General features: G+C 49.2%; 18 protein-coding genes, 1 rRNA gene and 1 pseudogene. 13 read left to right on the top strand and 7 right to left on the bottom strand.

From position 1 onward, the window contains the following. Positions 1-22: 22 nt before the first annotated feature. Positions 23-138 (top strand): 5S ribosomal RNA (rrf, locus tag AAGR22_RS01540). A 46-nt stretch (positions 139-184) separates the two neighbouring features. Here the strand turns inward: rrf and AAGR22_RS01545 are convergent. The 3 genes from AAGR22_RS01545 to AAGR22_RS01555 are packed head-to-tail and all read right to left on the bottom strand — an operon-like array spanning position 185 to position 3,907. Continuing rightward, complete coding sequence (locus AAGR22_RS01545; protein WP_345829878.1) at positions 185-1,912, bottom strand: M28 family peptidase; 1,728 nt, start codon at positions 1,910-1,912, stop codon at positions 185-187. Further along, positions 1,899-2,681 carry a transporter substrate-binding domain-containing protein gene (locus AAGR22_RS01550; RefSeq protein ID WP_345831528.1) on the bottom strand — a complete coding sequence of 261 codons (783 nt, stop codon included), beginning with the start codon at positions 2,679-2,681 and terminating at the stop codon, positions 1,899-1,901. The genes AAGR22_RS01545 and AAGR22_RS01550 overlap by 14 nt, the downstream gene beginning before the upstream one ends. A gap of 17 nt (positions 2,682-2,698) precedes the next feature. Then, positions 2,699-3,907: a M20 family metallopeptidase gene (locus AAGR22_RS01555; RefSeq protein WP_345829879.1), complete on the bottom strand. Its 1,209-nt coding sequence runs from the start codon at positions 3,905-3,907 to the stop codon at positions 2,699-2,701. Positions 3,908-4,067: 160 nt separating this feature from the next. Here AAGR22_RS01555 and AAGR22_RS01560 point away from each other — a divergent pair, with 160 nt between their 5' ends. From AAGR22_RS01560 to asnB, 3 genes are all read left to right on the top strand, one after another. After that, positions 4,068-4,910 carry a LysR family transcriptional regulator gene (locus tag AAGR22_RS01560; protein WP_345829881.1) on the top strand — a complete coding sequence of 281 codons (843 nt, stop codon included), beginning with the start codon at positions 4,068-4,070 and terminating at the stop codon, positions 4,908-4,910. 114 nt (positions 4,911-5,024) lie between these two features. Continuing rightward, positions 5,025-5,954, top strand: coding sequence for a homoserine O-succinyltransferase (gene metA / locus AAGR22_RS01565; RefSeq protein WP_067710136.1), 930 nt, complete (start codon positions 5,025-5,027; stop codon positions 5,952-5,954). A 724-nt stretch (positions 5,955-6,678) separates the two neighbouring features. Beyond that, entirely contained in the window at positions 6,679-8,250 is a 1,572-nt protein-coding gene (gene asnB / locus AAGR22_RS01570) for an asparagine synthase (glutamine-hydrolyzing) (protein ID WP_345831529.1), read from the top strand. 212 nt (positions 8,251-8,462) lie between these two features. Here the strand turns inward: asnB and AAGR22_RS01575 are convergent, their stop codons facing one another. Continuing rightward, positions 8,463-8,654, bottom strand: coding sequence for a hypothetical protein (locus tag AAGR22_RS01575; protein WP_067710142.1), 192 nt, complete (start codon positions 8,652-8,654; stop codon positions 8,463-8,465). A gap of 243 nt (positions 8,655-8,897) precedes the next feature. Here AAGR22_RS01575 and AAGR22_RS01580 point away from each other — a divergent pair. Together AAGR22_RS01580 and AAGR22_RS01585 are read left to right on the top strand one after the other, a co-directional pair. Continuing rightward, positions 8,898-9,183, top strand: a pseudogene (locus AAGR22_RS01580) (recombinase family protein); the annotation flags it as partial. 47 nt (positions 9,184-9,230) lie between these two features. Further along, on the top strand, positions 9,231-11,099 hold the full coding sequence (locus tag AAGR22_RS01585) for a DUF4209 domain-containing protein (protein ID WP_345829882.1): 1,869 nt from the start codon (positions 9,231-9,233) through the stop codon (positions 11,097-11,099). 782 nt (positions 11,100-11,881) lie between these two features. On the opposite strand, the gene AAGR22_RS01590 is transcribed toward AAGR22_RS01585, so the two are convergent. Then, positions 11,882-12,019 carry a hypothetical protein gene (locus tag AAGR22_RS01590; RefSeq protein ID WP_345829884.1) on the bottom strand — a complete coding sequence of 46 codons (138 nt, stop codon included), beginning with the start codon at positions 12,017-12,019 and terminating at the stop codon, positions 11,882-11,884. Between the two features lie 273 nt (positions 12,020-12,292). Between AAGR22_RS01590 and AAGR22_RS01595 the strand changes: the two genes are divergently transcribed. The 3 genes from AAGR22_RS01595 (at position 12,293) to AAGR22_RS01605 (ending at position 16,311) form a co-directional block, all read left to right on the top strand. Next, positions 12,293-13,663: a lysine decarboxylase gene (locus tag AAGR22_RS01595; RefSeq protein ID WP_345829886.1), complete on the top strand. Its 1,371-nt coding sequence runs from the start codon at positions 12,293-12,295 to the stop codon at positions 13,661-13,663. A gap of 41 nt (positions 13,664-13,704) precedes the next feature. Beyond that, positions 13,705-15,201, top strand: coding sequence for a class I adenylate-forming enzyme family protein (locus tag AAGR22_RS01600; RefSeq protein WP_345829887.1), 1,497 nt, complete (start codon positions 13,705-13,707; stop codon positions 15,199-15,201). Positions 15,202-15,348: 147 nt separating this feature from the next. Beyond that, positions 15,349-16,311, top strand: a complete 963-nt coding sequence (locus AAGR22_RS01605) for a DMT family transporter (RefSeq protein WP_345829888.1) — start codon at positions 15,349-15,351, stop codon at positions 16,309-16,311. Here the strand turns inward: AAGR22_RS01605 and AAGR22_RS01610 are convergent. After that, positions 16,308-17,189 carry a LysR family transcriptional regulator gene (locus AAGR22_RS01610; protein WP_345829889.1) on the bottom strand — a complete coding sequence of 294 codons (882 nt, stop codon included), beginning with the start codon at positions 17,187-17,189 and terminating at the stop codon, positions 16,308-16,310. The genes AAGR22_RS01605 and AAGR22_RS01610 overlap by 4 nt on opposite strands. Positions 17,190-17,882: 693 nt before the next feature. Between AAGR22_RS01610 and AAGR22_RS01615 the strand changes: the two genes are divergently transcribed. The 3 genes from AAGR22_RS01615 to AAGR22_RS01625 all read left to right on the top strand — a co-directional run bounded on the left by AAGR22_RS01615 (position 17,883) and on the right by AAGR22_RS01625 (position 20,542). After that, the gene (locus tag AAGR22_RS01615; protein ID WP_345829890.1) at positions 17,883-18,251 is read left to right on the top strand and encodes a hypothetical protein; all 369 of its coding nucleotides are present in this window, start codon (positions 17,883-17,885) and stop codon (positions 18,249-18,251) included. A gap of 1,389 nt (positions 18,252-19,640) precedes the next feature. Next, entirely contained in the window at positions 19,641-20,348 is a 708-nt protein-coding gene (locus AAGR22_RS01620) for a hypothetical protein (protein WP_345829892.1), read from the top strand. Then, positions 20,345-20,542, top strand: a complete 198-nt coding sequence (locus tag AAGR22_RS01625) for a hypothetical protein (protein ID WP_345829893.1) — start codon at positions 20,345-20,347, stop codon at positions 20,540-20,542. Before AAGR22_RS01620 ends, AAGR22_RS01625 begins: the two co-directional genes overlap by 4 nt. 36 nt (positions 20,543-20,578) lie before the next feature. Here the strand turns inward: AAGR22_RS01625 and AAGR22_RS01630 are convergent, their stop codons facing one another. Further along, positions 20,579-21,031 (bottom strand): type VI secretion system tube protein Hcp, encoded by a 453-nt coding sequence (locus tag AAGR22_RS01630; RefSeq protein ID WP_345829894.1) that lies wholly within the window; start codon positions 21,029-21,031, stop codon positions 20,579-20,581. 1,467 nt (positions 21,032-22,498) lie between these two features. Here AAGR22_RS01630 and aceB point away from each other — a divergent pair. Then, positions 22,499-24,097: a malate synthase A gene (gene aceB, locus AAGR22_RS01635; RefSeq protein WP_345829895.1), complete on the top strand. Its 1,599-nt coding sequence runs from the start codon at positions 22,499-22,501 to the stop codon at positions 24,095-24,097. Positions 24,098-24,106 lie beyond the last annotated feature (9 nt).

Raw genomic sequence — 24,106 nt, forward strand, 5'->3', positions numbered from 1 at the left:
GCGGGACAGAGCACAGAATTTGCCTGGCGGCTTTAGCGCGGTGGTCCCACCTGACCCCATGCCGAACTCAGAAGTGAAACGCCGTAGCGCCGATGGTAGTGTGGGGTCTCCCCATGCGAGAGTAGGGAACTGCCAGGCATCAAATAAAGCAATAACCCTGACCTCACGGTCAGGGTTTTTTGCGTTATGGGGGCGGGAAACTACGCAGTACCTCGCCACTCTGCACTAGCAGGCTCAGAGCCCTGCTGCGCTGTCGGGTAAACTGGGTGGTCAGCATCAAAAACGTGACGGCTGAGGTAGTGTGCTGAAATCGATCGCGAAGCAGCTGTAGGCCGGGAAAGGCACCACCGTGGTAGCTATAATCATAATGAAAGTCATCGGTTGAGCTATAGCGGACGCGATGCCATAGCGCAATCGCCTGCTTTATGTCCTCTCGTCGTGCGCCGCTATCCTGCCATCGGCCCAAATCCTGTACCTGCTGCTGCAAAGCCAGCAACGCGTGTCTCACCGGTGAAAGATCAAACTGCGGGTCCAAAGCAGACTGAAGCCGATCCAGTTCCTCTGTAATCCGCTCCAGATAGCCACCGGGATCCAGCGGCAGGCACTCTTTATATAGCAGCTGTGCAAGCCACCGCGTATGGATCCGACAGTCCCGCAACAGCAGGTGTCTGTCCACTTTATCTCGCGTGTCGGCTTCGGTATGCCACCACCATCCTCCACCGCTTCCCGGAGAGTGGCTGGTACGAATGCCCGGCTCCACGCGAAAGGCGAAATGCAAAGGAATACCACATCCCCAAAACGACTGATCGCCCCCTTTACCTAATGGAGTGATACGCCGCGCCGTCGTGCCGGTTTCGTGGATAATCGCCTGGTTGAGAAAGTCGAATGATTCAGCCCCGCTGGCATTCACCACCACCTCCGTCGCATCTTCACAGCCGGGAGAGTCGACATTGATATGCGCGATGCACTTCTGCTGTAACTCTTCGCGATAGCGATCGGCATACCAGGTCGATCCGCCATAGCGGGCATTAGAATGGCCCGGCCACCAGGCGATACGCAGGCCTCTTTTCGGCCGGAGTGAACGATGAAACCAGGCAGCCATTGCCAGGCAGAGTGCGTTACCCGTCGCATTATCCGTCAGACCCTGATGCCATGAGTCATAGTGAGAGGAAAGCAGCACAAATTCGTCGATCTCACCGGGTATGTCGACAACAGGCAGGCTACAGTCGGCAACATGTACATTAAGCCGGGTCACTAACCGTGCGGTAACAGGGTGGGCCTGCCGATCAAGAATTTCCAGTAACGATCGGCCCTGTCTTTGATTGATACAGACTACCGGCAGGGAAGGGTAGCGTATACCATCGTCGGGGACAGGCGTTCCCCAGATGGGGCCAACGGTCTCTTCATGCAGTGCTTCTTCTGCCGAACCCCAGATATGCACCAGCCCAAGCGCCCCGGCGCGACATAGCTGTTGCACATAGTCCTCCAGGCCGCGATCGGCGACTACGATCCTGCCCCGAACGGTATTCTGCCAGGCAGCAAGCTCGCTGTCGGGAAGGGTCTCCTGCGATCGGCTGTCATAATAAAGAGGGCCAGCGATCCCTTCAGGGCAATGAGCAGAAAAGGAGCGCGTTTTAGCGCTCGCCTGCCAGTGAGGAAAGTCGGGCAGTTCCAGCGTGCCCAGAACGGGATCGCTCAGCAATAACGGACAGATTTCACGACGGGGCGTAAGACCGAGTGCGGAAAGCTGTTCTATAAGACTATCCGCTGCACGCTCCGCATCAACGCTGCCGGACAGCCGATGCAGAGGCTCAAAAGCATCCAGCAGCTTCTCCATCAACGGTAGCAGTACGTCCGTATCGGCATCAGAATGGAGAGGAAATGCGGCGTTATCCGGCTTATTGAGCGGCATCGGATGCCTTAACTGGCGTCACCTTCATCTCGATATCGCCAAAATAGTGCTGCTTGATCTTCTCCCACGTTCCATCAGCCACAATCTTCGCCAGCCCCTGATTGAGCAGGGTCAGGGTTTTCTCATCGCCCTTGCGAACGCCGTAAGCGGAACCTCTGCTAAAGAGCACGTCATCACGCACTTCCGGCCCGGTCAGGGTAAAATCCTTCCCTTCCGGCTTTTGCAGAAACCCAAAGGTCACCGCTACGGCTGGCGCAAGCGACCCGTCGAGCCTGCCCGCCGCTAAATCCTGATAAATCACATCCTGGTCAGGATAGGTCTTGACCACGACACCGGCTGGCGCCCAGTATTTATTCGCATACATCTCCTGAATCGACCCCTGCTGTACGGCAATGTTTTTGCCTTTAAGCGATTCTGGGGTAGGCAGCAGATTCACCCCTTTACGGGCAACCAGCTGAGAGGGGATGTGGAAGATGAAATCACTGAAGTCGATCGATTTTTTCCGCTTCACGGTAGCACCCAGCGGTGAGATAAAATCAACCTTCTTCGCCAGCAGCGAGGGGATCTCAGCATCAAAGCTGCTAACCACGTATTCGCACTTCACCTCTACGGCTTTGCATACGGCATTAGTAATATCGATTTCAAAGCCGGTTGGCTTGCCGTTGACATCGCGGAACTGAAAAGGCGGGTAGGTTAGATCTGCGCCGACGCGAAGTGTTTCACCTGCTGCCATAGCGGACGAACAACTCAGGGCCAGTGCGGCCAGCATGACTATTCGGGATTTGATCATGACTTTTCTCCTGCCGCATTCGTTTGTGACTGCCATTGCGTAAATTCATCTCTTACCGCTCGTAGCGTATCTGCATCATGACAAAGATCGAATGTCGTCATGGCCAGCGCTTTGGCTGCGGTTATCATGGTCGCCAGGCCAGCCGGGGATCCTGCAGCGACGGCAAATTCCGGCGTATGCGGCGTAACATCGCCGATGCGCAAATAGGGGTGGATTGCCGCAGTGACCTGACTCACGTTGCCAATATCCGACGAGCCCACGCCGCCGCCCGCGGGCGGATCGTTACTCTCTACGCCCAGCAGCGCAAGATTACGGGTGAAGCTGGCTGCCAGCGCCAGATTATTATTGCGCTCGGCATATACCAGCCCTTCCTCAATTTCTACCCGCGCACCAGTCATTTCAGCGGCGCCGGTCACCGCGGCATAGACTTTACGACGCACCTCTGCCAGCCCGCCGACCGTTGCGGCGCGCAGGATAAATTTTGCTTCAGCATAGGCGGGAACAATATTTGCTGCGCTGCCGCCGTGGGTGATAACACCGTGCACGCGAACATCATCGGTAAAGAACTGACGCAGTGCGTTAATACCGTTAAAGCTGTGGATCACCGCATCCAGCGCGCTAATGCCCAGCTGCGGTGCCGAGGCAGCGTGAGCCGCCTTACCAAAGAACTTAAAGGTCGCGTCGTAACAGGCCAGCGCACCGCGCACCACCATGTTTTTTTCACGCGGGTGAAACATCATCACCGCATCAATACCTTCAAAAACGCCTTTTTCCACCATGATAATTTTGCCGCCCCCGTCTTCCTCCGCAGGCGTGCCAATTACCTCAATGCGGCCCGTAAAGTCGACGTCAGCAGCTTTGAGCGCCAGCGCGGCCGCTACCGAGGCGGTACCGATCAGGTTATGACCACAGGCATGGCCCAGCTCCGGCAGCGCATCATATTCGGCGAGTAAAGCGATAGTAGGGCCGCCAACGCCCTTTTGCCAGCTGGCCCGAAAGGCCGTTTCCAGCCCGGCCGTCCCGGTTTCAATGGTGAATCCCGCTTCACGCAGGGGAGCGATAAGTTCGCCAGCGGAGCGGTGCTCCTGAAAGCTCAGTTCCGGATTCTTATGCAGACTCAGGGCCAGGCTTTGCAGCGTATCGCCAGCCGAGTCGACGGCATTAATAATTTTATCCTTCTGCGCGCTAATGGTGCGTTCAGACATGTTTTTTCCCCAATCAGGTGCATGTAAATTCTGTAAAACCAGACAGTTATACAGATATAGGCTTTTTTACAGTCAATTCCCAATTGAGCTTTTTTATCACTTGCGTCTCCAGGCCAAAAATTATTTTATGGAGGTCAGAAGTCAGCGGGGGGGAAGCATCATGAATGAGAAAGACTGGTTAATTATTCGTACCGTCTGGCAGTATAAAAATATCACCCGGGCAGCCGGGGAGCTTTTTACCTCGCAGCCCGCACTGAGCTATCGTCTCAAACAGATCGAGCGAAAACTCAATATCCGACTTTTTGAAGAGAGCGGGCGGGGTTTGACCTTTACGGCTCAGGGGCGCTATCTGGCCCAACATGCCGAAACCGTCATCAGCCAGTTTCAGCAGCTCAGGAACACGCTGCAAAGGCTGGACGGCCCTCAGCAGGGAGAGCTGCGTATTGGCTCATCGAGTAATTTTGCCGCCTGGCGCCTGCCAGCGTTGCTATCCATGTTTAGCGAACGTCACCCCGATATCAGCGTCAGGCTGGAGAGCGGTCTGAGTGAAGAGATCTTTCTGAAGCTACAGCGTGGAGAGATCCATCTGGCGCTGGTTAAAGATGACTACGGCTGGAAAGAGGGCAGGCGGCTGGTCGATGAAGATGATTTCTATCTGATTAGTCGGGGGCCGGTCGATCTCACGCAGCTTCCGCGGCTGCCGCAAATAAAAATTAACCATGGCGGTCATACCACCGGGCTGATAGAGCGATGGTGGAATGCGAGCTATTCGCAGGCACCCCGCGTAACCATGCGGGTGGATAAGCTGGAGGTCTGCCTGGCGATGGTGGAACAGGGGCTGGGCTATGCGATTATTTCCAGCTACCGTCCGCTGCCCAATACCCTGTGCAGGATGCCGATTGTGGTCGCGGGGGAACCCGTTAAGAGCCGGACCTGGCTACTCTACCGTCATGCCAGCACGGAGGCTCCGGTGATACTGCCCTTTGTGGAGCTTTTTAACTGAGGGAGATGAAAGATTCTCAACTTCCGGATGAGCACTCGACTTTCGCTGCCTGCCACGTTATCTTTGGCTGTCTGGATGTCTAAACGTATAAATGGTGAGTTGAGGAAGTAGGTTATGCCAATCAGGGTACCCGATGAATTACCAGCGGTGAATTTTCTGCGCAATGAGAATGTTTTTGTCATGACCTCATCGCGTGCCAGTATTCAGGAAATCCGTCCGCTGAAGGTACTGGTGCTGAACCTGATGCCGAAAAAGATTGAGACGGAAAATCAATTTTTACGTCTGCTTTCCAATTCTCCTTTGCAGATCGATATTCAACTGTTGCGCATCGACAGCCGCGAGTCGCGCAATACGCCGATGGAGCATCTGAATAACTTCTACTGTAATTTTGAAGATATCCAGCACGATAATTTTGATGGTTTGATCGTGACGGGCGCTCCGCTGGGGCTGGTCGATTTTAACGATGTGGCGTACTGGCCGCAGATCCAGCGGGTGCTACACTGGGCGAAAGAGCACGTGACCTCAACGCTATTTGTCTGCTGGGCGGTTCAGGCGGCGCTGAATATTCTGTATGGCATTCCTAAGCAAACGCGGGAAACCAAGCTGTCAGGCGTTTACGAGCACCAAATTTTGCATCCGCACGCGCTGCTGACGCGGGGGTTTGATGATACTTTTCTGGCCCCGCATTCGCGCTATGCAGATTTCCCCACTCAGCTGCTGCGTGATTATACCGATCTGGATATTTTCGCCGAGTCTGAGCAGACCGGGGCCTATCTGTTTGCCAGTAAGGATAAGCGTCTGGCTTTTGTCACCGGTCATCCCGAATACGATGCGCTGACGCTGGCGGGTGAGTTTCACCGCGATTATGAGGCGGGCCTGAACCCGGAAGTCCCTTATAATTATTTCCCACAGGATAATCCGGCGCTGCCACCGCGGTTCAGCTGGCGCAGCCATGGGAATCTGTTGTTTTTGAACTGGCTGAATTATTACGTTTACCAGATAACCCCGTACGATTTACGTCATATGAATCCAACGCTTGAGTAATGGGCTGTAGGGGCTGAGATATCTGCTGTGCCGGTGGATAATCCCTGCCCGCCGCTCCCTGAGAGCAGCATCCCTGCTGCCCTCGCCTGGCCCTCCGTCTCCGCCGCAGCGCTGCGGAATGCCCGTCAACCGCAGGGATTATCCACCTCATCAGGCTCCTGTAGTGCTGTGAGTAAAACCCTACAACAGTGCTTTGAGCAAAACCCGACAGTTTTCCGCAGGCTTCTGCGTCACTTTCAATAAAACCTACAGTCTTCTGGCGGGCACTCCAGTTTCGTCCCAATTTTGTATGGAATGGTCTCAAATACGCTATTTGCACTCCGCACCCGGCACAAAGCACACAGGCCCTGTAAGAGCAGATTATGGCTGAACATTAGCATCCTCCATTGCCACTTTGATCCTGAGTATCGCCTGGCGGGTGGTGTTGAATTCAGCGTGCCACTACACTGACACTATTTCCTCCGTGAGGCCGCACCGCTTTCTGAGGCTGGGCAGTTATCTTGCCCACCCGTTCCTCGCCAGCTTTTCAGGTGCTTAGAATGACCATCAGTATTACTCATGGAACGGAATTACCCCCTATTTCACTCAGTTTAAGGAGCGGTTCCGTTGTCCCACGACGGGATGCGTCGCCGCCTGGATAGGCTGAAATCATTACCATCAGGAGCATGACATGTGTGGAATTGCAGCACTGTACGGAACCAGTGACGCGGGCCAGGTTGAACTTATGTTAAGTCAAATCCAGCACAGGGGACCGGATGAAACACATGCAACGGTAACTGAACGCTGCGCTTTTGGCATAAACCGCTTGAGTATCATGGATATAGAAGGTGGTTCACAGCCATTCCACATCGCAAACGGCACGGTGCACCTGGTGTGTAACGGCCAGATATATAATCATGCCGCGTTACGCGCAGACCTGGAAAATGACGTCATTTTCAGCTCAGGGTCTGATGTAGAAGTCATTGCTCATCTTTATCATCAGTATGGTGCTGAGCTACTTCCCCGGCTGGATGGCATGTTCGCTTTTTTTATTTATGACCAGCACAGACAGGACTTTCTTGCCGCCAGGGACAGATTTGGCATAAAACCGCTTTACTATCTTCAACGGGATGGGGCCTGGTTCTTTGCTTCTGAAATTAAGGCACTGCAGGCGCTCAGCGAAGATGCTGCACTGATTAAAGAACTCCCGCCGGGCTGGATGGCAACGTCTGAGGGGATTCGTCCCTGGTTTGATATTAACATGAGCCAGCGTCGCTCTGTGCCCGATACACGCCTCGTGCGCGCGCTGCTCGAAGCGTCGGTGGAAAAACACATGCAGGCCGATCCCCAGGTGAAATTCGGCGTATTTCTGTCCGGCGGACTGGATTCAAGTATTATTGCTGCCCTGGCGGCACGTCACCGGCAGGATCTGGTGGCCTTTACCATTGGTATGCCGGGTTCACCGGACACCATCGCCGCGCGTCAGGTCGCCAGTCATCTCGGTATAAGGCTTGTCGAGTGTAGTTTTACCGTGACGCAGGCTTTGGCGCAGCTCCGGCGTGCGGTTCAGGTCACTGAGTCATACAATTCGGTGATGGTGCTGGAGGGGCTGATGACAATGCAACTGGCCCAGGCTGCGGCAGAGGAGGGGATAAAGGTAATATTATCGGGCGAAGGCGCAGATGAAATATTTGCTGGCTACGGGCTGCTGCGTCGCGTTCCACCCGCTCGCCTTTCCGGCCAGCTCAAACAATTGCTGGGTCATCTCCACAAGACAGAATGCCGACGTTTGGATCGCGCAACTATGGCCTGCAGTGTCGAAGCCCGTGTGCCTTTTCTGGATCCGCTGCTGGTGGAATATGCTGTTAACCTCCCCGCGTCAGGTCTGATTCAGAAAAGCAGCCAGCGACCGACCGAAAAATGGTTACTGCGCGAAGCCTGCCGGGATTTACTGCCCGAAAACATTCTGCAGCGGGTAAAACTGGCCTTCGATCACGGCAGCGGCATCCTGGCGCTGCTTGATACCCTGGCAGACAGGGTCACTGACGCCGCATTTGAAGAAACGCGCTATCGCTATCCGGCTGCACGTATTGCCAATAAGCCGACGCTGGTCTTTTACTTTATCTGGCGCGATATCTTTGGCGAAACGGGTGGTGCGGGGTCATTTGAACTTTGCGGCCACTATCCGGTGATGCAGGAAATGATAGATAAACGGACGTCTGAAACAGGTGGAACCGGCGAGTGTGAAGAAGACATCACCCCGCTCCTTACTGAATGGACTCATCATGCGGCACCGCTGCACAAATCCCGTTCCTGATCATTCGCAGGGGGACAGGAATATCCGGCTGACAAAGGACATCTGCTTCTGCGTTCCCGGCCTCGCATAGGGGGCCGTAAGGGTTCTGCGGATTGACCAGCCTGAGCGTGTACGCATTGACCTTTGTCGAGACCGTATCAACGTCGAGATGAAACTGATTACATAACGCCAGGATATCCAGATCACCGTGGTGTATGTCTCTGGCCTGAGAGTCATCCATCGGGTTCTTCGTCGGGTACATCACTCAGCTTGTCAGCGTGTCCGTCAAGCGCGCGCTCAATGTCGCAGGTAACGTGCTGTTTCTCTGCGCGCAGGTCAGTACTGACGACCCAGCGCTTTATCTGCTTGAGGCGGTTCTTCAGAGAGTGGTGGCTGTCGATATTGGGGCTGTTTGCCGGAACCACCGAAATTTCCGTGAAGCATAATTTTGGCGTTCGGCATCCTGTACGTAAGACCGTCGTTAACCGGACAGTAGATAAACCGGCATTCAGTACGAAAAATAACTGATTGCAACGTCTCATATAGCTGGTACGAAGAAATTCTCATTAATGGCACCATAATCGTATACGTCAGCACAAGGAAATATTCTCAAAAAGCCGTCTGATTCCTGATGCCGGAAATTTCGGCGGTTCAGGCATAGAACCCCATTGATGGTATGGAAGCTCGACCGTCTCGGTCGAAGCCTGCGTCATCTCATCAACACCGTGCATGATCTGACTCTGCCCGTGCCCGTGCGCGAGGGCGTAGCGGCGGTCGACCATTCAAGATGACAGCGGCCAAGTTGCGTCTGCTATGGCGGCCATGGGGCAGTCGGAAACCAAGGTCGGTGACCTCTGTCAGGAGCTTGGCATTACCAGGCAGACGTTATACCGGCATGTGTCACCGAGATGTGAGCTACGCCCTGATGGTGTGACGTTGCTCAATCGTAATTGAGCTATCGCCACAAAAAATCTGTCTAAAAAAAATTAGAGAAAATAAACATGCAACGTTACCCGTCTGACCTGGAAGTAACAGCGCAGGATTTTGCTGATTGCGGCTGGCAAAGCATTCTTGCTGACACTGCCGAGGCTGGCTACGAGCCACTATGGCGCGCCTTTTCCAAGGCCGCTGAACTTGCCGTGGAAGCGAAAATGAACGGGCCTGGCAAGGCGCTTTGGCTTTTGGCTGATGCGTGTGCCATGCGTCTGCTGTCCAGCCCTGACAATCGGCAGCAACCATTTGCATCTACCATCACCCATCTTGGCTGGCGAACGGCCGGGCCGGATGATTTTATAGAAGCGGACCTTGATTTTTTTGCTCAGGTAGTTAGGTCCACAGACAATTCGTGGCTCAAGGCTCGCTTGGCGGACCTGCTATGGGTACGGAAGTATAAATCGAATGATACAAAAGCCATTTGCATGGCACTGGACGCGATTGATAACTATCAGCGGATTCCAATAAATACGGAAATTTTGCAGAATGACTGGCAAGCATGTTGGGAGCGGGCAATCACCTTGGTTAAGATGCTTGGTAAAGGGGCAGCCGATAAGCTAAATGATACCAGGCAGCCGCTCCTACATGCCTTGCATACCTTGACAAAGTCGGAAGGTTGGTTGGCATGGAAAGTGTCGGATCTGTTGCAGTGGGTTGGACTGGAAATGGAACAGTCCGCAGAAGTTGCAAACAAACTGGCGACTTTGGCACGCGACTACGATACCGATACCGAGCAAGTGCAAATCATGACCGCAGGGCGGCTGTTCAGGCAGGCGGCGATCTGGTTTGGTATCGCCGACGATAAAGCAGAGGCTGCAGCCATGACGGTGCAGGTCGCGGAATGCTACGTTCGGGAAGGGAGGTCACGTATCCAAACACCTCATCCCAGCTATGGTGCTGCGGCCAGCTTCTACGAACAAGCCATTCAGACGTATCGCACCATTTCACGGCAACAACGCCAGGCACTTTGCATTGAGGTGCGGATCACCGCACTTCGGAAGCAGATGGATGAGGCTGGCGAAAAATCGTTGGGAGACCTGGGGGAAATTCCCTTTCCCGAGGTGGATTTTCGCGAACAGATGGTGTGGGCTAGTCAGGCCGTACAGAACAAAACACTTACCGAGGCGCTACAAGCTTTCTCTCGTATCGTCCTTACGCCGTTCAAGTATCAGGATTTGTGGCAGCAGATTGTGGCGCAACTCAAACAGCCATCTCTTATGCATATTTTCCCGGTGACCGTGCTAGCCGAAAATGGACGGGTCATTGCCCGAATCCCCTGCCTGGACACCAATGCCGACCTTGTAGACGAGGCAAACAGAGCACGTGTTTTCTGGGAAATGACGAGGATGTACCGTGCGTGGTTAAACTTCTACGTCAATGCATTTATCTGGCCAGCGTTGGGTTCGCTTCTACTGGAACACCGCTTGCGAGAAGCCGACCTGATCGAGCTTGCCAGTCGATCCCCAATTGTCCCAATTGGTCGGGAGCGTTTGTTCGGCAAAGCGCTGTTTGCAGGCTTTAACCATGACTTTGTCACCGCGTTGCACCTGCTGGTGCCGCAAGTCGAGAATATGGTGCGCTATCACCTCAAACATGCGGGCGCGCGCACTACTCATCTCGATGAGCATGGAGTTCAGACTGAAAACGGAATCAGTACGCTCATTGATCAGCCAGAGGCAGAAAAGGTCTTTGGAAGAGATGTGGTATTTGAAATCAAAGCGTTGTATTGCACGGCCATGGGCCCTAATCTGCGCAACAAGCTGGCTCATGGTCTGCTGAATGATACTGATTGCCAGTCAATTGAGGCTATCTATGCTTGGTGGCTAGGATTGCGGTTGGTTTGCCATGCCTTCTGGAATGCGGCAAGAACACGATGACGCTCTGTTATCCGTAGTATTATTGACTGCTGACATTCCGTGCAGTCATTTTGTGAAAATGACACGCATTTAGGTTATCCGATTGCACAAAATGCACGCCAAACGCTTTTAGCGCGGGAGTACACCCTGTTGCTATAGATAAGCCTGTTAAAAAAACAGGCTTATCGTACAATAATTCTCTATATCCAAACTGCCCCCTTATGACCGGTATCAGTTTTTTGAATCGATGGGATGGTCTAGTTTGACCGGATACTCATTTTTTTTGGAACATTATGCCTTTGATTCTGTAACAAATAAGCTCACCGGCATCCAGTTGAAGTGCATATTCATTTAGTTGTTTTTCGCTTTTCCTTTTTACAGATAACTCTTTGGAAATATGTTGTATTTTGTTAATTACGGGTTCAGGCCATGAGTGCGATCCGTTTTCGTCATAGTCGGGGTTTGAGGTCCAGCAGTACGAAAACGTACGGTAAGAGATAAACATCTGTCTGAAAAATCGATTTATTGACAGCAGTGTCCGATAAATGCCATTTTTCGATTAAAAACGCCGTTTTAAGGGTTTTTCTTTTTTTTATTATATATTTATATATCAGACGATTACTTCACTAACGTACGTTTTTGTTCCATTGGCCTTCAGACCCCTATGCAAGTTTTGCTGGCGTTAAATACCATATAAAAGGTAATACAATCGCAAGTGTGGCCGCAAGCGTGATGCTGATATCTACGGATGCCAGCATCAGCGTGAGAGCAAGTATGGTAAAGGCAGCGATAGTAATCCACTTTTAGGCGTTAAAGTGGTTAGCAAGATCATGGGTCACGGAATCCAGCGATCCGTCATAATTAGCAATATTGTTTTTCAGTTTTTGTAGATCTGCATGGCTAAACCCTGACTTAAGTAGCGCTGCATCACTCACTTTCATAGCGTTCCACCTTCCATCCTTAAAATGTAGGCACCTCTTTGCAGCAAGTATACACAAAAATTCCAGGCAAAGCCGGAACATCTCTAATCATTAATCTGGTGATTTTTTATAACTAAAACAGCAGCTTATATCCTTAACGTGGTTTTTTACACGATTGGACCTCAAACCCCTTATCAGTCTTGATTATAGCTATATCAAAAATAGCGAATTCCCAACACCATTTATCTGGAGCATATTTATATGCATACACAAAACCTCATAGGGAATAATAAAATGCAGAGTAACGTAATCAAATTAAACAGAGAAGAAACACCATTGATAAACTCATTGAGAACCATTTGTCAAAAGAAAATATACTCCTTTCACGCTTTACCAATCTCCAGTTTCGGGCATAGTGATATTTTACCCTCACGTAAAATAGAAGATGATTGTTTAGAAGCGACGATTACTGACGAAGCTTTCGATAATTTTTTCTTCCCTAAAGGAGTTATTAAAGAGTCACAGGTATTAACAGCAAAACTCTACAATGCGGATCACTCATTTTACATTACCGGTGGCACCAGTGTAGCCAACCAAATTGCCATCACTGCTTTATATGATGATAAATATAATATCCTTATCGATAAGAACTGCCATCAGTCTGTTCACTTTCACAGCCAATCGTTAAGGGCTAATGTGGATTATCTCTGCCCGGACCTTGTCGCAGAAGATGGACAACTTAAGGCTTGGTCTATTGATAAACTAACAAGGAAAGCATTGACAAAACAATTAGAGGGGGCAGGATATGACCTCATTATTTTGTCAGCACAATCCTATGAAGGTCTTATTTATGATATTCCTTCTGTATTATTGAAATTATTACAGGCAGGGGTTAGCACTCGAAAATTCTTTATCGATGAAGCATGGGGAAGTTTGAATTACTTTGGGGAGGATACAAAAACTTATACGGCAATGAATATTGACAATATTGTTGAAGCTTATCCCGACCTCGAAGTTATGTGTACACATTCAGCGCACAAATCGCTTTTTTGCCTCCGCCAGGCATCCCTGATCCATTGTAAAGGGAAAGACCTATTATCGCATAAAATTGAAGTGGCCAAATTTAGGGTGCATACCACATCACCAAACTATCCTATTCTCGCCTCATTGGATCTGGCACAAAATTGTATGCGTAAATATGGAAATGAAGTGGCTTCATACTCTAGAGCATTAGTCAATATGTTCAAAGAGGCGGTGAATTCAGAACCCGAGCTTTCCTTATTACATACAGAATTTGAAGTATTTCGTGGTCATCAGCATATTGCTTATGACCCTACAAAAGTAATGGTTAATGTAAGAAGTTTAGGTGACGCATCAGAAATTAAAAAAGAACTATTGAAAGATAATATTTTCATAAAAAGAACATTGAACAATCATCTATTGCTTAATTTCCACATTGGAGTTAACAAGGAAGCTGTCAACGCATTGATTAATGGGCTAAAGACAATTGGCAATTCTAATTTAAAAAATTGCATATCCAATAAATTCATCATCCCATACCCACCGGGTGTGCCTATTGTTTTTCCAGGCGATGAAATAAACTCTAATATCACTAGAAAAATAAGACAATGTGAAGAAAATGGATTGCTAATTATTTCCGCTTGATTTAAATACGTTTTAAATAAATCTCTTAAGGATATATCCACATGATCACATTAGAAAAAATGAGAGACATTACCTCGCGCCAAAAAGACCATAGTTGCATTGTTGATAAAGGCGTGCACTATACATGGCAGCAAATTCTCACCCAAACAGAATCTCGAATAGTATTTTTAAAAAGCATGTACAACAAAGATCAGCTGCGTTCCGCCTGCTATTTATCAAAAAACAATGCAGATGTCATTTGCTGGCTTGCCGCTTTTACAACATTGGGCATTCCAGTTAATGGCTTGGATTACTCATTACCGGTAGATACATTAACCTCCTTGATAAAGAAGATTAACCCAGACATTCTGCTCGTTTCCTACAGTCTGTATTCCCCGGATGAGTTGAATCAGTTGAACACAACCGGCAGTACCATATTGGCCATCGATTCGCTAACAGATCCGATTATCAAAAGCATTGGTGAACATCATGCGCTCAAAATAGATATGCTACTGGAAGGTCATATTTCGCCTCCATTCCGGGCCGTTTCTTTAACGTCAGGGACAAGTTCACTCCCTAAAATAGCACTGCGCTACCAATCATTTGACGCGCGACGGTTTGCCTGGTTTAGTGAGCGATACGATTTCGGGAATGACGGTGGATTTCTGCTGATCCTGCCACTGTACCATGCCGCGGGGAACGGGTGGGCACGAATGTTTATGGGCCTGGGAAGCCCCATTTATATCGTAGACCAAGATGATGACGATAATATCATCTCAACCCTGTCTCAGAATAACGTAACGGCAAGCGTCATGACACCCAATTTGGTGAACAAGCTGGCACAACTTGCTGACAATGGAGGGTATCAATTCTATCTTCGCTGGGTACTCGTGGGTGGCAGCTATTTTTCGGTTAAGAACAAGCATGCGGCAATGAATTTATTTGGCCCTGTCTTTTATGAATATTATGGTTGTACAGAGTCAGGAGTTAATGTTTTATCGGAGCCAGAAGACATGGCGCTTTATCCTAAAAGTGTCGGCAGAGCGTTTGATGGAAATGAAATAATTGTCCTTGATAAAAACCTTCATCCCGTGAAGGAAGGGGTGAATGGTCGGGTCGCTGTTGCTAGCTACATGCTGATGGATGAATACAGCGACGGCACTCGCCCGTTCCACATCATTGATGGCATTAGATATTTTCTAATGACGGATCATGGCTACCTGGACAAACAAGGCAGACTATTTTTGCTGAACCGTAATGGTGACACTGATACCTTTTCCCCTCTGTATAGTATAGAAGATAACATTCGTGCGTTACCTTGTGTGTCTGATGTGGCTGTTATTTCTGTCATAGAGAATGGAGAAGCCAATATAAAATGTATATTCAGTACAAAACAAGGTGATCAGAGTGAAATTGGCAACCTCACGAATAAAATAATTCAGAAATTTGAAAGTAGCAATGTTATCAATATCAAGGCGAAGAAAGTCGAAGCGATCCCATACAGCCCCAGTGGCAAAGTGCGTTTTAATGAAGTTGTGCGTATTTTATCTGCCGCCTAGTTGACTATGGTTCATGGGGGGGCTATCAGAAAAGTTGATAGCCACATAATTACTTACGAATAGTCATCTCAAACAGACAATGAAATAATCAGTTCCATCAATAATGATACCGTCACAATGTAACATTTTAATTTAAGGGTAAACATCATGAATAACAGTTATTCAAAAGGTCTGATTTGCTGTTTGTTAGCGACTCTTTCTTGGGGAGCAATGTTTCCTGTCATGACCGATGCATTGCAGTATATTGATCCATTTAACTTCACCACCATACGCTATGCTATTGCAGGATTGGCATTCGCCCTTATTCTATTCTATATGGAGGGGAAAAAAGGATTCAATTTGAAAGGCGAGCGTTGGGGCCTGGCTTGGTTGTTCGGTACCTTCGGGTTTGCTGGATTTGGTTTTCTGGTTTTCCTGGGCCAGCACATGGCCGGTCCTTCTGGTGCTCTGACGGCATCGATAATGATGGCCACGATGCCAATGTTAGGTTTATTGACGATCTGGTTGTTGAAAAAGAATCGTCCACATGCTAGCACCTTCGGGTTCATTCTGATGTCATTCGCCGGTGTATTACTGGTTATCTCAAATGGCAGTATCGCTGAAATTATGAACTCACCCTCAAACCTGACAGCAAACCTGCTTTTGATTGCCGGGGCATTATGCTGGGTCTTATACACAGTTGGTGGCAGTTATTTCCCTCACTGGAGCCCTGTTCGTTACACAACTATGACAACACTCTTAGGCATGATTAGTGTTGCCGCCATTGATGTGACACTTGTGCTGACGGGGTATATCTCTGCACCAAGCATTTCAACGGTGAGCATTGTCATGCCGCATTTGTTGTACATGGCCCTGATCGCAGGTCTGATGGCTGTTCTTTGCTGGAACGTAGGGAATAAAATCATCACGGCAACTAACGGAGTGCTCTTCATGGATGTCGTGCCGGTCACAGCTTTTATCGTGTCGGCACTGAGTGGTGTGGTACCGACATCTGTTCAGTTGCTGGGAGCAGGCATTACGGCAACTGCACTCATCTTAAACAACCTGAACCAGCGTAAACTGGCTCAAGCCAAACTGTCGGTACCGGCAATGGCTACCAGTCGAACCTAACGGCAGGACAGCGTCCAGAGCGTCTTCACCGACTCAATCAATGCATTGACCACCGGTGAAGGCTCTCTGCCTTTAGCCCAGATAAAACAAAGCTGACTCACCGTTTTTGCTTTAGGCCAAATATAGACCTGCTCGCTATCCTGTGCGGGCAAAGCAATATCTTCACGCATCAACGTCAACCCCATTTCAAGACAGACTAGTTCAGTAAGTGTTTTCTCTTGGTCAGCGACCATAGAAGGGGTAAGTATCGCGTTATTGCGCTCAAAAAGCTCCCGAGTGATAGTTGAGAAAGAGCACTTATCCGGAGTGGTGATCCAGGGAAATGTCTGGATATCTGCCCACTCCGCAGCCTGAATTTTACCACCCCATGCCCACGGTCCAACAATGCAAAGCGTTATCGGAGAGATAACCATCACCTCCAGGCGCTTATCATGGATATCACCTATCACAAATCCCGCATCGATTTCACCATTCACGACAGCGTCAATGATATGACCAGATATATTCTGGCTAATGTTCAGATTGACATTTTGATGACGTTGGCGAAGTTCAGACAGAACCCCAGGCAGATTCAGTATAACGGGTACAGAAATAGTCCCTAATTTGCAGGTGCCGACCTCATTCATAGAACGTGCTTTCTGTACAAATTTACTGGCTGCTGCTAGCGCTACGCGGGCTTCATCGCGCATAACAATACCTGTTGGCGTCAGTTCCATGCCTCTGGGGGTTCGCGTAAACAAGCGAACTTTGAACTCACTTTCAAGTGATTTGATATGCGCACTCACCGCCGGTTGGCTAAGAAAAAGCAGGCTGGCCGCACGAGTCAGGTTTGATGTCTCTGCTACCGTTACAAAAGTCTTCAACTGGTTAAGATCCATGTAATGTATTTTCCCTTAGGTGACCAATGTGTAATTCTGAACTGTGCGGGAATCTTAACTGAAACAGAAAAAGCGTGCTCGAAAAATAATCAACTTTTCTGCTGTTCGGATAGGAAAGAGTTGTGAACTTCTCTACACAAAAGCAGTGACTTACGAATGAATTCAATGAACGTAATTTCTTGTGCTTTCTCTCTGTTCATCCCTTCTTTGAAAGGGTAATACGTGATGACCTGGGTAGACTCCTTGTACTCATATTTGTAATGGGCTATCCCGTTTCTTAGTCGATTATGGGGTTTAAAGCCCAACCGTGCGAGATCGTACGCTAAGTGCATTTTTTGAGCAGATTGAGCGAGTAAAGATAACGAGAGTTTTGTTTACTCTTTCCGTTGATGCCAGTAATCATGCAGTTTTCGGCACATCTTGTGTTGATAAATCCGTTAATCAGATCAACGTAAATCTGACTGACAATGCCACGACTTTACAGGCTAAAAATTATATAGTTACGTTCTTATCGTACTTTCCGTTCCATCGGACTTCAAACACCACTGCTGGCAAATGAGCCGTTAAGGCGCAATGACAGGTATAAAGGAAAACGATTAAAAAGGAGTCACCCGGTAGGAAATCCCGATTGTTAATAACCATACAACATGTATATTCCTGTTTTTTAAATATCTCTAAATGGAACAATAATAAATGACGAAAAATAAATGGACCTTGATTTTTATTGGGGCTATATCCACACATGTACTGGCTGGTGATCTTACCCCAGCTGAAGAAGCGGCCGCAGAAGTAGGCCAGTTCCTTGCCATGCCAGGTGTGGCTGCTGAGTTGGGTGCAGTGCCTGGTCATGAAGGTGCCTTAGCCCCGCTTATGGTGCTTAGAGCCAGAAAATATAATGAGCAGGAAAAGTTACGAGGCATAAATTGTCAGCAATCTAGCGAAATATTCCAGGCCAAATTGGAAAAAGCGGTGAAAGAATCCCCTACTCCACATGGAAAGATTTTTTCGCGGTTGTATTCTGCTTACCAGACTGCCGACTGTAAAGAGCAAACTCAGCAGTAAATGCTGTTATGCCAAGAGGAAAAATACCGGGAAGGTATCACGCAAACAGATGTGGGTCCTAACTGCCGTGGCGCGCGCACCATGTAGACGATCCGACGCCATACACCCATTTCAGTTACGTTGACTCAGCAGGCCATTACTCTGGGACGGACGTTACAGGAAATATTGCCACACTTGAGCGGCTGGCCACTACCGGGATCGTCCGCCTGCATGGCGATGGGGACGATTTCACGGTTGAGCTGGTGGAGCGTGCAGACTTCCTTTCTGGCTGGTTTGACGGCGCACGGGCGGCTCAACGCGGTGAGGGTACCGATTACAGCTCTTGGTGCAGCATGCCTATGGCGTTCGTTGCTGGCCATTAGCACTGGCATGAGCAGCAGAAGCTCATCGCCATACAGTATAAAGATGAGTTTCAACGGCGTTGTCATGGCTTCCCATGCGTGGATACTGGTGAGTTATGGAGGCAGGAATAACAACAGCCCACGAGGGGCTGTAATGCTTCAAACACAATATGTTAAAAGCATCAGAATGTTAATCTACTATGTGGAAATGAACAAATTAAAGGTACCCCTGGTGGCATGAAATTAAAGGGCTGCCAGGGTTTTGCCTTTACATAGTGAACATTATTTCCAAAGGTCGGACGCGGTTGAGTTCAGGTCGATTCGTGGCATAACGGCAGTTTTAACCTCATAGAAAAATGATGAATTAGAGAAAGAATCCACCTTGGAGGTGAGTTTAATAATTACATCTTAACCAATCGACGTTACCACAGCACTGTCCGTGTCAGCCTGCAGAACAGGTGCCGATTTAGTGATGGTCGGCAGCGGGTCACTTATTTTGGTATTGAGGTAATAGCGGAACGTATCCGAATCGGTGGATTAAGCATCCTGATACTGCGTGAAGTACAGCCAGATGTTATCTGACGGTGATTAAACAGTCATTGCGCGGCGCGTTGTCTGAATACCAAAGCGCGCCCCACAATGACTATTATTAGAAGGATTGCAGTCAGCGCTCTGTGGCCCATATAAAAGCCATGTTTATGCGCATAGCCGATCCCCTGTTGAATCCAAAAATGACCGCTTGGGTCATCACCATAAGGCACCTCTCTGTACCATACCCCCACCCTGAGTCATAAGTACGCGCACGCCCTTGTGCAAAGCCACCTCCTCTCAGTAACATCTCAGTAGGTATGCCCGCAGCCATGTCGGTAGAACCGTAATTAAAGTTCCCTAAATTGGCTATGCTGGGTGTTGTAAGCGGCAAGTCACCAAAATTTTTTGGATGGACGTTTCATATGCCGATTAAGATAGATTGCAGCCTCTTTAACGATCATATACATAAGAATAAATTAGATATATAATAATATTTAATTATTAAGGATGATATAAAATGAATAACTCAGCTTACTTAAAATTTAAATTAGAATCCGATAAAAAAGTTGCTGATTCTCTTCAGAAAGGAATCGCCTCAGTGCCTGGAGCTGTTCGCAAATCATTAAATGATATCTATTTAGGCATGGAGCGTGCCTCATGGTACTCATCATGTTTTTTTGATAAATATCAAGATGTATGTAAAGAATTAAAGAGTGAAGATGTTCGCATGTTTATGTCAGTGATTGAATTATATAATCGCAGAGATGCATTATTTGATATATTCAAGATCTACGTGGATTATGTCTTAAAGAATAAACCTAACAATTCAGATAAATCGTCCCTGCAAGAATTGGCTCGAAAAGGTGCGGGTATTGCATCAAGTAAGGCGGTAGGAACAGCAACAAAAATTACCATATCATATGCTTTAGCTACAGGATTGTCTGAGTCCGTAGGTGTATCTAATGCTGTAAGAACCATGGTTAACGCCAGGGGGGCCACGGTTTTGACAATATTCCAGATATATGGAAACAGCCAAAAAGCTGCGCTGGCTGCCAGGCGGTTAAGGAGCTTAGACCCTGTTTTTTATTCCATTATATATAAAATGAAAATAGAAATGTTATATATATATATTGAGCCAACGCTTTCAAAAGTAATTAAGAATATAAAATCAATGCCATCAACTGACTACAATGAAATTGTAAGCATTATTGAGCGTGTTGAATGAAAAATATCATAAAGTTAATCGCCGTTATGTTTTTTGACTGGGTTTTATTGGCTGTATTTTTATTTCTTTCAACCATATATTTTATTTTTATTCCTGAGCATTGGGGGAAGTTAGTATTAATTACGCTCGTTTTGATTGTATGGTTTGGCGGTGGGGTTTTAGAAAGGTTGATGAACCGAAAAAAAAGTGAGTAAAGCCTAAACGATAAAAAAGGGGGCGCCCCCCTCAGTTCAATATTGCGAAACATTGTTTTTAATGTTCCAACCTGATCGAGTTTCTGCCCCCTTTCCGCCGGTCGGGCTTTGTTCCCAATACTGCATTTTTACTGAGTCAGCCTGAAATTCATACTCAACGTTTGCGTCTCCAGAATCGCTAAGCAATATCTGGGCGACGATTACATCTTCCAGTGTGATGCGGTAATACTCGATTGCTGTTCCGCCAGCCTTGCAACCTGACAGCTCTACTTTACGAATTTTGGTACCATTTGAAGCAAACAGCAGCATTGCAGGCGTCGCTTTATCAATAATGGTATGCACTGAGAGATTGTTATAACTGACTGCTCCATTGCCTGCCGCGGCTCTCTGAGCGCCCCAATTATAGGAATTGATGTCAATCCAGCCCTTGTGGGCTGCATCCTGAGATTCGCCGGCAACGTTATCAGCCTTTAGAAACAGATTGTTCATTCCTTTGCCCCTTCCTTTGTATGATTACAACGCTTCCTGATTATACCTTTAATTCAGACAAATAACCCTTTAGTGAGGAATTACGTCTCTAAGGGAAACCGAGGTTTTTATAACAAATAAGCAACATAATTCAGTGCCTGAATCATGCCGGATAACATCATCTTTTACGGATTCCGGCCTCGATATGTGATGAACCCCGATTCGCCGGGGCGCTTGAAAGCCATTATATTAAAAAGTCCCGAAAAGGCTCAATTTAAGCGTTTAAAATCAAAGGGGGTGGAGAGTCAACATTAGTAGGGGTTCAAAGCCCAACCGTGCGAGATCGTACGCTAAGTGCATTTTTTGAGCAGATTGAGCGAGTAAAGATCACGAGGGTTTTGTTTACTCTTTCCGTTGATGCCAGTAGTCATGCGGTTTTCGGCATATCTTGTGTTAATAAACCCGTTAATCAGATCAACGTAAATCTGACTGACAATGCCACGACTTTACGGACTAAAAATCATATGGCTAGGTTCTTATCATAAGTTTCCGTTTAACTGGGCTTCGAACGCCGTTTACCCCCATGTCAGGGGCTGCCTCGATCATACCCACTGTTTTTGGCTAATCTGCTTAGCCACATCAAACAACAAAGAATATTACTATCAATGGCTTAACTTACAGCCAGCACATTGCAAAAGGAATATCCTGAACCGCTTCAACCCACAGCCAGCACAGTGCAAAAGGGATATCCTGAACCGCTTCAACTCACAGCCAGCACATTGCAAAGGGAATATCCAAAACCGCTTTTACCAACAGCCAGCACAATGCAATAAGCCGGCGGGAGGGGCCCGGTGACAGGCAATCCGCAGCGCAGAGCGCAGGGAGGAAGACCCGGATGGGCCAGCAGGGATGCTGGCCCAAGGGCATGCCGGGACAGGGACGTCCCGTCATGCCCGGTCCGAAAGGTCGACGAACGGAGCGAAGGAACCGCGCCACGCGCGGCGCGAGGACCGCCAGGCACCGGGCCCCTCCCGTAGGCGATACCACCGAACTTCGCAGCACCGGGCCCCACCCGCAAGCGACTCCCCGGCCTTTGCAGCACAGGCCCCCACCCGCAAGCGACTCCCAGCCCTTCGCAGCACCGGACCCTACCGGCAGGCGACCCCCCGGACCTTTGCAGCACCAGCCAACCCGGCCAACTTCAGAGCCCTTTCCCCTGCTTTTTTCTACTCATCCCCGGCCCGAACGCAATGACCCTGACGCCCCCATGACCGCAATTCCCTTATATGAAAACACCTTCCTTTCATAAATAAACTTTATTAATCCCAAAATCATAAAGTTACAACGATCACCAACTAAAAATGGAAATAGTTTTTGATTTTAGAAATCGAATGATTATATTTGGAACAGCCGGTCAATAAATACACAGCGGCAAAACAGGCCCGCGTCGGGACGCAGGCAAACAGCTTAGATGACGGGAGTGGAGCTATGACACAACAGGTTATCAGCCGGGAACTGGCGTTCCAGCGCCCCTTCGGCAGGGCCGAAAAGGAAATCCTTACCGATGCGGCCATCGACTTTCTTAGCGCGCTGGTGGAGCAATTCACCCCCCAGCGGAATGCGTTACTGGAAGAAAGAGAACGAACGCAGGCACGTTATGATGACGGGGAGCTGCCAGGCTTTCTTTTGGAAACGGATTCCATTAAAAACGCCGACTGGAAAATCCGCCCAATACCGACCGATCTTCAGCGTCGCCGGGTGGAAATTACCGGGCCCGTAGAACGCAAAATGATCATCAACGCGCTAAACGCCAACGTTGACGTCTTTATGGCAGATTTTGAGGACTCGCTGGCACCCAGCTGGGAAAAAGTGATAGAGGGACAAATCAATCTGCGTGATGCAGTCAACGGCACGATCAGCTACAGCAACGAGGCGGGCAAAATCTATCAGCTCAAGCCCGACCCTGCGGTGCTGGTATGCCGCGTCCGTGGCCTGCACCTGCCGGAAAAACACGTCACCTGGCAGGGCGAGCCGATCCCCGCCAGCCTGTTCGACTTTGCGCTCTACTTCTTCCATAACGTTGAGGCCCTGCTGGCGAAAGGCAGCGGCCCCTACTTCTACCTGCCAAAAACCCAGAGCTGGCAGGAGGCCGCATGGTGGCATCGCGTCTTTAGCTACGCTGAAGATCGTTTCAGCCTGCCGCGCGGCACCATCAGGGTCACGCTGCTGATTGAAACGCTGCCCGCCGTATTTCAGATGGATGAAATCCTGTTTCATCTTCGCGATCATATCGTCGGTCTCAACTGCGGCCGCTGGGACTATATCTTCAGCTACATCAAAACTCTGAAAAACCACCCGGATCGCGTTCTGCCCGATCGCCAGCTGGTCACAATGGATAAAGGCTTTCTTGATGCCTACTCCCGCCTGCTGATTAAAACCTGCCACCGACGCGGCGCTTTTGCGATGGGCGGCATGGCGGCGTTTATCCCCAGCAAAGATGCCGAGCGTAATCAGTGGGTGCTCAACCGCGTGCGGGCTGACAAAGCACGTGAGGCGGCTAACGGACATGACGGCACCTGGATTGCCCATCCGGGACTGGCGGACGCCGTCATGACGCTCTTCAGCGACGCGCTGGGCGACAGGCAAAACCAGCTCGACGTGCTGCGCGAGGACGATCCCCCAATTACCGCGGAACAGCTTCTTGAACCCTGTGCCGGCGAGCGCACGGAAGCGGGGATGCGCGCCAACATCCGCGTGGCAGTGCAATACATCGAGGCCTGGATCTCGGGTAACGGCTGCGTGCCGGTTTACGGCCTGATGGAAGATGCCGCGACGGCTGAAATCTCCCGTACCTCAATCTGGCAGTGGATCCGCCATGGCAAAACGCTCCAAAGCGGCGAGGTGGTCACCGCTGCGCTGTTCCGCCAGATGCTGGCAGAAGAGATGCGCGTCATTCAGGACGAGCTGGGGGACCAGCGCTACTGCCAGGGGCGCTTTAGCGAAGCGGCCGACCTGATGGAACACATAACCACGGAATCCGGGTTGATCGAATTCCTGACGCTGCCGGGTTATCGCTTACTTCACTGATCTCCCACG

Source organism: Erwinia sp. HDF1-3R, assembly GCF_039621855.1.
Taxonomy (GTDB): Bacteria; Pseudomonadota; Gammaproteobacteria; order Enterobacterales; family Enterobacteriaceae; genus Erwinia.